Source organism: Streptosporangium vulgare, assembly GCF_042428775.1.
Classification (GTDB): domain Bacteria; phylum Actinomycetota; class Actinomycetes; order Streptosporangiales; family Streptosporangiaceae; genus Streptosporangium; species Streptosporangium vulgare.
The window spans coordinates 84,716-94,827 of record NZ_JBHMBS010000030.1 but is presented as its reverse complement, the minus strand read 5'-3'; the positions used below and the strand labels follow the sequence as shown (position 1 = coordinate 94,827).

Annotated in this window: 9 protein-coding genes; 3 read left to right on the top strand and 6 right to left on the bottom strand. The window is 70.3% G+C overall.

Going from position 1 to position 10,112, the window contains the following annotated elements; all coding sequences use genetic code 11:
• Window positions 1–472: 472 nt before the first annotated feature.
• Window positions 473–2,026 carry a pectate lyase family protein gene (locus tag ACFFRH_RS37330; RefSeq protein WP_386162270.1) on the top strand — a complete coding sequence of 518 codons (1,554 nt, stop codon included), beginning with the start codon at window positions 473–475 and terminating at the stop codon, window positions 2,024–2,026.
• Window positions 2,027–2,203: 177 nt separating this feature from the next.
• Here the strand turns inward: ACFFRH_RS37330 and ACFFRH_RS37325 are convergent, their stop codons facing one another.
• Entirely contained in the window at window positions 2,204–2,926 is a 723-nt protein-coding gene (locus tag ACFFRH_RS37325) for a VOC family protein (RefSeq protein WP_344744787.1), read from the bottom strand.
• A gap of 377 nt (window positions 2,927–3,303) precedes the next feature.
• Here ACFFRH_RS37325 and ACFFRH_RS37320 point away from each other — a divergent pair, with 377 nt between their 5' ends.
• Window positions 3,304–3,741, top strand: coding sequence for a hypothetical protein (locus ACFFRH_RS37320; RefSeq protein ID WP_344744785.1), 438 nt, complete (start codon window positions 3,304–3,306; stop codon window positions 3,739–3,741).
• Between the two features lie 315 nt (window positions 3,742–4,056).
• Here ACFFRH_RS37320 and ACFFRH_RS37315 read toward each other — a convergent pair whose 3' ends face one another.
• The 4 genes from ACFFRH_RS37315 to ACFFRH_RS37300 form a co-directional block, all read right to left on the bottom strand.
• Window positions 4,057–5,640 carry a carboxylesterase/lipase family protein gene (locus ACFFRH_RS37315; RefSeq protein WP_344744784.1) on the bottom strand — a complete coding sequence of 528 codons (1,584 nt, stop codon included), beginning with the start codon at window positions 5,638–5,640 and terminating at the stop codon, window positions 4,057–4,059.
• A 138-nt stretch (window positions 5,641–5,778) separates the two neighbouring features.
• On the bottom strand, window positions 5,779–6,783 hold the full coding sequence (locus ACFFRH_RS37310; RefSeq protein ID WP_344744783.1) for a HEAT repeat domain-containing protein: 1,005 nt from the start codon (window positions 6,781–6,783) through the stop codon (window positions 5,779–5,781).
• 6 nt (window positions 6,784–6,789) lie between these two features.
• Window positions 6,790–7,458: a HEAT repeat domain-containing protein gene (locus ACFFRH_RS37305; RefSeq protein WP_386162267.1), complete on the bottom strand. Its 669-nt coding sequence runs from the start codon at window positions 7,456–7,458 to the stop codon at window positions 6,790–6,792.
• Window positions 7,459–7,506: 48 nt separating this feature from the next.
• Complete coding sequence (locus ACFFRH_RS37300; RefSeq protein ID WP_344744782.1) at window positions 7,507–7,920, bottom strand: nuclear transport factor 2 family protein; 414 nt, start codon at window positions 7,918–7,920, stop codon at window positions 7,507–7,509.
• 106 nt (window positions 7,921–8,026) lie between these two features.
• On the opposite strand from ACFFRH_RS37300, the gene ACFFRH_RS37295 reads away from it, so the two are divergent.
• Window positions 8,027–8,524: a MarR family winged helix-turn-helix transcriptional regulator gene (locus ACFFRH_RS37295; protein ID WP_344744781.1), complete on the top strand. Its 498-nt coding sequence runs from the start codon at window positions 8,027–8,029 to the stop codon at window positions 8,522–8,524.
• Between the two features lie 34 nt (window positions 8,525–8,558).
• On the opposite strand, the gene ACFFRH_RS37290 is transcribed toward ACFFRH_RS37295, so the two are convergent.
• Window positions 8,559–9,977 (bottom strand): sensor histidine kinase, encoded by a 1,419-nt coding sequence (locus ACFFRH_RS37290; protein WP_344744780.1) that lies wholly within the window; start codon window positions 9,975–9,977, stop codon window positions 8,559–8,561.
• Window positions 9,978–10,112 lie beyond the last annotated feature (135 nt).

Here is a 10,112-nt window from a genome sequence, read left to right as displayed (position 1 = left end):
GGCATGATCCTTCCGTGCCGGCCCGTCCCCGCTCGTCTCCTGCGAAGACCGCTTCCGCCCGGTGGCGGGACGCCCCGCCCCGCCGTGAAACTTCCACTGCTGACGTCGCTGTGACGCGGACCTGTCCGGCCCATTCGGAGAGTGCGGAACAGGTGCCGCCCGAGGTGGGCAGGAGTGGAACGCGGTCCGACCTCACACACGCGTTTGCAGCTTTGTTGCAGCTTCCGCTCTCGCCATTGACGCCTTTTGAAGGCCGACGTTATGGTCCAAATGGCAGGAAAGCGCTTTCCGTGCCGCCTTGTATGGATTCGTGTGACTTCACTCGGCCCAAGAGAGGGCCGATATGAAGAGCCCTGAACCTTCGCGTGCCCGCCACTCCCGCGTTCGGTCCAGGTACGCGCACGTCCACGCCGGTCACGTGGCGGTCGGCGACCCCCCGGAGCAGGTGTTCGAACACGAAGGTGAGACAAGGATGAGACGAGCAGTCGCGTTGCGACTCCAGGCGGCGCTGGCCGTGGCGGCCACCGCGACCGCGGTCGGTGTGGCCGTGCCGGTGATCCAGGCGTCGGCGGCGGCGGTCGGCAGCGCCACCGGCTACGCGACCGGCAACGGCGGGACCACCGGCGGAGCGGGCGGGCAGACGGTGCGGGCCACCACCGGGACCGCGATCCACGCGGCCCTGTGCGGCCGGGCGAGCAGCAGCACCCCGATCACCATCGAGGTCGAGGGGACCATCAACCACGGCAACACCGCCAAGGTGTCGGGTTCGAGCTGCAACACCGCCGCCGGTGTGATCGAACTCAAGCAGATCAGCAACGTCACGATCATCGGGGTCGGCAACGGGGCCGTCTTCGACCAGCTGGGCATCCACATCCGCGACTCCAGCAACATCATCATCCAGAACGTCACCGTACGGAACGTGAAGAAGTCGGGCTCGCCCACCTCCAACGGTGGCGACGCCATCGGCATGGAGAGCACCGTCCGCAACGTCTGGGTCGACCACGTCAGCCTGGAGGCCTCGGGCGGGGAGTCGGAGGGCTTCGACGGCCTCTTCGACATGAAGGACAACGTCCAGTACGTGACCCTGTCCTACAGCACCCTGCGCAACTCCGGCCGCGGCGGGCTCATCGGGTCCAGCGAGAGCGACCGCTCGAACGGCTTCATCACCTTCCACCACAACCTGTACGAGAACATCGACTCCCGTACCCCCCTGCTGCGTGGCGGCATAGCCCACATCTACAACAACTCCTACGTGAGCCTGCACGAGTCCGGCATCAACTCCCGGGCCGGGGCCCGCGCGAAGGTGGAGAACAACTACTTCAAGGACTCCAAGGACGTCCTGGGCACCTTCTACACCAACGAGGCCGGCTACTGGCAGGTCGCGGGCAACATCTTCGACAACGTGACCTGGTCGGCCCCCGGCAGCGAGAACGCCCCCGCCGGGCCCAACCCGCAGTCCAACACCACCGTCAGCGTCCCGTACTCCTACAGCCTCGACGGGGCGAGCTGCGTGCCGGACATCGTCCGCCAGACGGCGGGCGCCAACAAGGGGATGCGGGTGTCGAACGGCAGCTGCTCGCCCCAGACCCCGACCCCGACGCCGACGGTGACCCCGACGGTGACTCCCACGCCCACCCCCACGATCACCCCTCCGCCCGGCGGGACCAACCTCAGCATCGGGGCCGGCTCCGACGGCTCCAGCAAGGCCGACGGGACGAGCTACGGCAACGTGCGGGACGGCAACCTGAGCACCTACTGGTCACCGGCCGGCTCGACCGGTGACATCTCGATCAAGTGGAGTTCCGCCAAGACGGTGGCCGGGATCGTCATCCGTGAGGCGTCGGGCTCCGCGGGCGCCATCACATCCTGGCAGGTCCTCAACGGCACCACCGGCGCGGTCCTGAAGTCCGGCAGCGGAGCGGGCGCCGTCACCTTCGCCCCGACCTCGCTGAGCAAGATCACCTTCAGGATCACCGGCTCGACCGGCGCGCCCAAGGTCGCCGAGTTCGAGACCTACGCCGGATAGCGGGCCGGTCCCACCACCCGCCACCGGTTCCCCGGACGAGGGCGGGGCCCGTCAGTTCGACGGGCCCCGCCCTTCGGCTGGTATGCCTCCGGATCGCCGGACGGCTCCCGTGGTGGTGGGCGCTCACCGGGTTCCAACCGGCGTCGGCCGGGAACCGCCGCTCCCGGGCCAGGTCGCCTATCGAGAGGCCAGCACACAGAACTCGTTGCCATCGGGGTCGGCCATCATCACCCGGCCGACCTCGCGCGGGCCGACGTCGATCCGGGTCGCGCCGAGGGAGACGAGACGGTCGACCTCCGCCTGCTGATCGCCCTGCGGAGACGGAGCGAGGTCGAAGTGCAGCCGGTTCTTCCCGGTCTTCGGCGCCACCGGCGGGCCGCCCCATGTGATCTTCGGACCGCCGTGCGGTGAGCGGATCGCGGTCTCCTGGTCCTGGTCCCAGACCAGCGGCCAGCCCAGCGCCTCGCTCCAGAAGTATCCGACCTCCTGCGAACCGTCGCACGCGAGCGCTCCGACGAACCCGCAGTCGGCGAGGAATTTGTTGTCGGGTCCGATGACGCAGAACTCGTTACCCTCGGGGTCGGCGAGCACCACATGATCCTCTTCGGGGCGTTGCCCGATGTCGATGTGCCGTGCACCGAGCTCAAGTGCCTTCGCCACCGTCTGTCGCTGGTCCTCCAGGGACGTGCTCGTCAGGTCGAAGTGCATCTGGTTCTGGCCGGTCTTCTTCTCCTGGGTCGGAAGACATCGGATCCGGAACCCGGTGTCGTCGCTCGGCAGGAGCGTGATGCCGTCGTGGGGGTCGTCGGCCAGTTCCCAGCCCAGGACCCCGGCCCAGAAGCGCGAGAGACGGAGCGGGTCGTTCGCATCGAAGCAGAGCGCGACGAGCTGGGCAGTCATCCCGCGTCTCCCATCTGTTGGCTCACAGGCGCGGACAGGGCATGTCCATCTGGCGCACGACGGAAGCCAAGCTAGCCCGCTCGGAGGCTCCGGCGCCAACGCTTTTAGATCAACGCCGGCTCCGGCGGAGAGCCGGGTGGCGGCTCCGTCACCCTGTCGAAAACGGACACGAACTCCTGGTTTACCGACAGGAGCGTGCCCGAGCATGGTCCGCGCGAGCGGCTCTGCCGTAGATCTGATGGAGGCAAGGAGAGCCACGCGCCCGCCGGGGGCGGGGTGCACGCGTGGCGCGAACGCACGTCACCAGCAGTCGAAACGGAGAGTGCACACGAATGCGAGTCGAAGAGAACCCTCACGGGCGACGGAAGGGAACCGGCATGCGTACCTGGCGGAAACTGTCGAAGCTCGCGGCCGCGGCCACGGTGGCCGGATGCCTCACGGTGGCCGGAAACCCGGCGGCGGTCGCCGACGCGAACCTGGCCCGGGAGAAGGCCGCGCTCACCTGTGGCGCCGGCGTGTTCCTGGACGGCCTCCGGGCCCTCACGATCACCGAGAGCGGCCGTGACGAGGTGTACATCACGAGCAACGGCGTGAAGATCTGGCCGACGACCTCGCCCTACGTGTCGATGTCCGCGGGTCAGCGGGTCGAGGTCGACAAGTGCGTCTCCGTCGGCGCCCAGCTCCGCCTCATCGAGGTCGACGACCTCGATCCCAACGACACCATCGGGGGCCAGACCGTCAGCGGGGATGTGACCCGGGACTACGAGTTCTGCTGTGGCGACAACGGCCGGTACCGGCTCGGTGCCGTCGCCTGATCCGCCGTTCCCGCATCCCGCACGACACCGCCTCCGGCCGATCGCAGAGGGCCGGAGGCGGCGCCGTGCTCGCGCGGTGTTCCGAGGAGCGTGGTGGTGCGTCTGAGAAGCGCCGCGGTGTTCCGAGAAGCGTGGCGGTGTGTCCAAGAAGCGCGGTGGTGTTCCGGGGAGCGCGCGAAGTGCGCGCACACGTCGCCGTCCACCTCCCGGCCCGCCCCACCCTGGCCCGCCCCGGCCCGGCACGTCACCGGCTTCCCCGGCCGACAGCCCGTGAGGTCCACGGCGGCGACGAGCCCGGACCGGGGGACCCGATAACTACCGGGATCCCCAGAAGGCGAGATTGTGGTCGGCGGCGTAGTCGACCGGTTCGATCGCGTCCGGCTCCAGGGACTGGGTGTGCGGGACGGGGGCGGCACGGTCGAAGCGCTCCCAGCGGGGCAGCCCCGCGCCGTTGGGGTCGCCCGTCCGGGCGAAGTTGGTCCAGTAGGAGATCATCTGGTCGGACAGCCTCCGCTGGGCCGGGGTGAAGGTGACCGCCTTCTCGGTGAACAGGTACGGCATGTCGCCCGCGTGGTAGGCGCCCCAGGGAAAGTCCGCCTTCAACGGCAGGAACATCGGGGCCCGGCGGTCGGCGAACTGGTAGGCGTACGTCGGCGTCCTCCCGCTGAGCAGCCTGTTCTGCTCGAAGGTGGCCCTGGCCCACATGCGGTCGGTGATCACGGCGGCCCACGCCGGCCCCGGCGAGCCGTACCGGGCGACCGGATACTCCGCGCGCACCCTCGCCGCGTCCCCGCCGAACGCGGTTCTCAGCAGAGCGCCGTACCGCTTGGCGGTGACCGGTCTGCCCGCCACGTCGTGGAACAGCCCGACGAAGATCCGGTGCTCGTCGCGGGTCGCCCCGGAGATCACCGGAACCCGGTGGAAACGACCCGCCCGCATCTCCGCGGCCGGCGATCCGGGCAGCGTCTCGCCTCCGTAGGCGTACGTCTGGAACATGTTCATGATCTGCGGCACTTCGAGGATCTTCTCCACCGGGAGGGCCCGCAGGCAGCGGAGATCCTCGCAGCCGAGCCGCGGGGCCACGTACGTCCCCATCCCCTCGACCTCCGCCACCGTGCGCCAGGCGTAGGACGGGTAGGCGGGGACGCCCTCGCCCATGCTGCCGGCGAGCATGTCCATCATGCCCTCGCCGCTCTGCAGGACGGCCCGGTCGAACAGACCTGCGCCGCCCGGCGAGGTCAGGTGCCCGCTGATGCTCAGCGCGCCCCACGAGACGCCGAACACCGTCACGTTCGCCGGGTCCCCGCCGAACACGGCGGCGTTGCGGCGAACCCAGCGCAGTGCCGCCTGCTGGTCCTGCAGGCCGTACGTGCCCGATCCCTTGAGCCCCGGGTACCCGAAGCCGCCGAACACCCCGAGCCGGTAGTTGATCGTGACGACCACCACGTCCCCGCGGGTGGCGATCCGGCGCACGTCGCCGAGGTCGCCGGAGCCCAGGGCGCCGTCGCCGTGGATCCACACCATCACCGGCCGTTTCCCTCCCGGCGTGCGCGGCGTCGTCACGTTGAGGAACAGGCAGTCCTCGTCGGAGCCGGTCACCTTCGCGTAGTCACTCCCCACCTGCGGGCACACGCTGCCGGGCCTGGTGGCCTCCCTGATCCCGGTCCAAACTCTCACCGGCGCCGGCGAGTTCCACCGCAGCTCACCCACCGGCGGGGCCGCGTAGGGAATCCCCTGGAAGATCCGGTGCTCACCGGTCACCGTTCCCCGTACGGCTCCCGCGTCCGTGCGGACCACGTTCGCGCCGGTCTTCTCCGGCGCCCGCTCCGCGGGCGTGCCCGCGCACGCCGACACCAGCATCGTCACCGCCATCGCGGCACTCGTCGATCTCCGTCTCATGCCCTCCACGCTGTCAACGGACGGGCCGCTCCAGCAGATCCATCGATCCCGAACCCCCCGGGACAAATGTCCTGCCGGAGTGGCCCTGGATCCGGGCGCGGGAGCCGAACGGGTACGTGGCACTCCGGGAGGGGTCCGTCATCGCTCGTCGCGCATCCCGAGGAGGTACGTCGCGGTGAGCGCGACGGCACGGTCCTCGTCGTGCGACAGATCCGCGAGGGCGCGGGAGGCCGTGGTTCCGGGGATGTCGGCGAGCGCCTGTGTCAGCCTCCGGCGTGCGAACGGTTCGGCGGTGTCGTGGCCGAGGCGGTCGACGAGCCCGGTCGCGATCCGATCCGTCAACGCGGGACGACTCGCCAGCGTGCTCAGCGCGTCGGCCGCGTCGACGTCGTTCGTCCCCGCGACCACCATGTCGATGAGCGCCGGGACCGCGTCGGCCACTCCACGTGCCCCGAGCGCCAGGGCCGCGTACCCGCGGACCACGATGTCGGGGCTCGCGAGGGCGTCGCGCAGCAGTGCGGTCGCCTCGCCGTCCGGGATCTCGGCGATGGACTGGACGGCGCGTTTGCGCACCTCGGCCACCGGTGAGCCGAGGCCCTCCGCCAGCAGTGCCAGCCCGCTCTCGCCCGATCGCGCCAAGGCCCATCGAAGGGCACCGGCGACGTGCGGGTCCTTCTCGCTCAGCACCGCCTCGACCAGTGCCTCCACCGGCACCGGAACCTCCTCGGCCGAGGACAGGGCCGCGCGCTGGCGCTTGCCGGCGCTCTTCGACCCCAGCGCCTGGAGGAGCGCGACGATCTGGAGGACGTCCTCCCAGCCGGCGGGGTCCGCGGCATTGATCCGGCGGAGCCGCGTGAGCAGCTCCGTCTCACTCGCGATGCGTTCTCGTGCCTGGCGGATGAGGTCGTCGACGAGCTCCGAGGGCACGAAGCCGGGATCGTCGAGCGCGCGCTTGACGTCACGCAGCGACAACCCCAACGACCGCAGGCTCTCGATATGGAAGATCCGCCGGATGTCCTCGCCGGAGTACTCGCGATAGCCGGCGTCGCTACGGCCGGTCGGCCGCACCAGGCCGAGCGAGTCGTAGTGCCTGAGCATGCGGGCGCTGACCCCGGACCGTCTCGCCACCTCACCGATCAACACCCTCCATCATCCCTCCCGGCTGTTCTCGCCGAGGGCCACGACACGCTTCGCCTCCTCGATCGCGAACTCGAATCCGGCGTCCGGGTCGCGCAACAGCCGTTCCGTGGCGACCGCGTGCGCGCGCACGCGAGGCTCGGGATCCGTCGCCGCCGCGCGCAGGGCCGGCACGATCACCTCACCGAGCGCGATCAGCGCCCGGCTGAGGCTCAGCTGCGTCTCACGTCCGCCGCGCCCGAGCTGTGCCGACAACACCGCGGCCAGCTCGGCCTCCTCGCCTTCGGGCACGAGCACGACCGCCGCCCGCCAGGCGCTCCGCGCCACCTCGTCGTCGGCGTCGGTCAGGAGCTCCCGGGTGATCGCCGGCCACGCCCGCCGATCCCCGATCTTGGACAGCGTGTGCAACGCCTGGCTTCGCGCCTGCGCGCGCTCCGAGCGGACCTCGTCGACGAGCCTCGGGACCGTCGTCGACGCCGGATGGCGGGTGAGCGCCCACGTGAGCATGTCGCGCACGTAGAAATCGGGCTCGATCGCGCACCGTTCGACGAGCTTGTCGACGAACCCCGCCTCGGGGGTCGTGCCGGCCGCCAGCGCTGCCCGCAGCCGCACCGACGAGCGGTCGTCCTCCAGCCCCTGGAAAGACCGGATCGTATCCGTGTCCTGTTCCTGCATGGTCATCGGAACCACCTCCATGGCCCCAGTGAAGACCTTGTCACTGTGTCAAGGTCAAGCCTCGCGCGACCAGGTGGGCGTGATCCGGTGCTCGCGGAGTCGCCGGCCCGCCGGCGTCCGCACCGCGGTGCCGGCCAGTCGCAGGCCGCTCGCCAGGTGGGGGGCTCGGCCGTCGCGGTAGAAGTGCACGAGCGAGTTCGCCGAGGCGGACGCCCGGTCGCCGTCGAGGTCCACCAGCAGGTCGGTGGTCACGTGCTGGGTGCGCCCCCCTTCGACCTCGGCCCGCCGCAGATAGCCGACGACCTCGCCGATGCCATGGAGTTCGCCCGCGCGCGGCGAGTGCACCGTCACATCGTCGGTGAAGACGGTGCCGGTGTCCTCCCACCGCCGCTCGTCGAGCAGGCGCGCCAGGCGGGTGAACAGGTCGGCGATCTCGAGACGGTCGGCGATCGGAGTGTCCGTGGACATGACATCCTCTTTCGTTCACTGAATTAACGTTAGGATCTCTAACGTTTCAGACGTGAACGAACCTATACCGTTAGTCGGACTAACGTAAACGGGTAGGATCGGTGTCATGACCAGCAGAGCCGAAGCCGCGGACATTCCGCACGACGAGACGACGACGCCGAACAGGCTGCGCCGCCGGACCAGCCGGTTGCTGTCGCAGATATCCGCGCTGTCGGACCGGCTGATCAACGAGGGGCTGGCCCAGGCCGACGCCCGCAAATGGCACTACGCCGTCCTCGCCTCGCTGGAGGAGTTCGGCCCGGGCAGCCAGGCGATGCTGAGCCGGCGCACCGGCATCTACCGCAGCGACATGGTCGGCGTCCTCAACGAGCTGGCCGAGCGTGACCTCGTCGAGCGGGCGCCGGATCCCGGCGACCGCCGCCGCAACGTCATCACGATCACCGCCCAGGGGCGCCGTCACCTCCACCGCCTCGACAAGATCCTGGACGACCTCCACGAAGAGCTGCTCGCCCCGCTGGCCTCCGCCGAACGCGACCAGTTCACGCAACTGCTCGTCCGCCTGCTGGACCACCACGTGCGGGCGCCCCGCCCGCCGGCCCCCTGAGCCCGGCGTCACACGGGCGGTCGCGGGTCCACGGTCAACGACGCGCCGGGTCGGCCAGGGCGGCCGGTTCCTGCTGGATCGGCAGGCGAAGGGCGAACCGCGCGCCTCGCGGGGTGTCCTCGACGAGCAGGGTCCCGTGGTGGGCCTGGGCGATGTCGCGGGAGATGGCCAGGCCGAGTCCGCTGCCTCCGGGTTCACGGCGCCGCCCCTCGTCCAGGCGGACGAAGCGCTCGAAGACACGTTCGCGGTCCTGGGGCGCGATGCCGTCCCCGTCGTCGGTCACCGTGACGACGACCTGGCCGTCCGCGCGCTCGGCGGTGACCTCGACCATGGTGCCGGCGTGCCGCCGGGCGTTGGCCAGGAGGTTGTTCAGGACCCGGACCAGCTGGATCCGGTTGCCTCGGACGTGCACGTCGCGGTCGACGTGGACGTGCACCGGCACGTCACCCGCCTGGGCCGCCGCCTCCTGGACGACCAGCGCGCCGAGGTCGATCGGCTCGTGCGCCGCCGGGGTACCGGCGCGGAGGCGGGCCAGTACCAGCAGGTCGTCGACGATCGTCTCCAGCCGCCCGGTGATCGACAACGCCTCCCGGACGGTCTCGCGGGGATCGACGTCGTCGGGGTAGAGCACCGCCTCCTCCAGCCGGGTACGCAGGCCGGTGAGCGGGGTCCTGAGCTCGTGGGAGGTGGTGGAGGCGAACCGGCGCTGCAGCTTCACCGCCTCGTCCAGCCTGGCCAGAGTCCGGTTGACGGTGCAGACGAGCAGCGCGTACTCGTTGCAACCGGGCGGCTGGGGAACGCGCAGGCTCAGGTCGCTCACCGTGATGTCGGACAGGTGCTCGCGGATCGTCTCCACCGGGCGAAGGTTCCGGCCCGCCGCCCACCAGTTCACCCACGCGGCGAGGGCCACGCCCAGCAGGACCCCGGCGGCGGTGAGGAGCTGCAGAAGGTAGCCGGTCAGGATGGGCGGCCGCGTCATCCCGGCGTAGACGAAACGGGGCTCGTCCGGCCGGAGACCGGAGCTCTCCGGCTGAGGGACCCTGAAGGCGGCCAGCATGACGCACCCGCCCGGGCCGGAGCACTCCGTGCGGGCCTGGATCCGGTCGTCGGCGGGGGGCCTCACCGCGCTCAGGGGCGGCCTGCCCGCCGCGGCGGCGCTGGCCGTCACCACCCGGCCGCGGGAGTCGACGAGCTGGAGGAGGTCGATGCGCGTCCTCGGAACCGGTTGTCGCGTGCTGCCGGGCTGGAGAGACGCGCCCCAGTTGACGGCGACCCGCTCCGCCTCGTCGAAGATCTGGGCCTGGACCCGGTTGAGGATCAGGAAGTTCGCGCCGGCGCCGATCGCGGTGAGGAAGATCAGAGCCAGGCCGGTGACGCCCAGCGTGGTGCGCGCGCGAAGCGAGTGCGGAAGAAACGATCTGCGGCACCCACCTCCCGAGGATCCACCTCCCAAGGTGGCCCTCCCTTCCTTCTTCCTTCTGAAAGCCGAGGTCGGGTCATCATCGAAGGTAACCGCCCGATGGGCAGTTGTGGAACGAACCGCCCTCATCTGGACCAAAAGCAGACCATTGCATTACCGCAGCTAGAC

Coding starts and splice junctions, on each gene's coding strand:
- ACFFRH_RS37330 (WP_386162270.1), top strand. CDS start 473: ATGAGACGAGCAGTCGCGTTGCGACTCCAGGCGGCGCTGGCCGTGGCG.
- ACFFRH_RS37315 (WP_344744784.1), bottom strand. CDS start 5,640: ATGAGACGGAGATCGACGAGTGCCGCGATGGCGGTGACGATGCTGGTG.
- ACFFRH_RS37320 (WP_344744785.1), top strand. CDS start 3,304: ATGCGTACCTGGCGGAAACTGTCGAAGCTCGCGGCCGCGGCCACGGTG.
- ACFFRH_RS37305 (WP_386162267.1), bottom strand. CDS start 7,458: ATGACCATGCAGGAACAGGACACGGATACGATCCGGTCTTTCCAGGGG.
- ACFFRH_RS37295 (WP_344744781.1), top strand. CDS start 8,027: ATGACCAGCAGAGCCGAAGCCGCGGACATTCCGCACGACGAGACGACG.
- ACFFRH_RS37300 (WP_344744782.1), bottom strand. CDS start 7,920: ATGTCCACGGACACTCCGATCGCCGACCGTCTCGAGATCGCCGACCTG.
- ACFFRH_RS37325 (WP_344744787.1), bottom strand. CDS start 2,926: ATGACTGCCCAGCTCGTCGCGCTCTGCTTCGATGCGAACGACCCGCTC.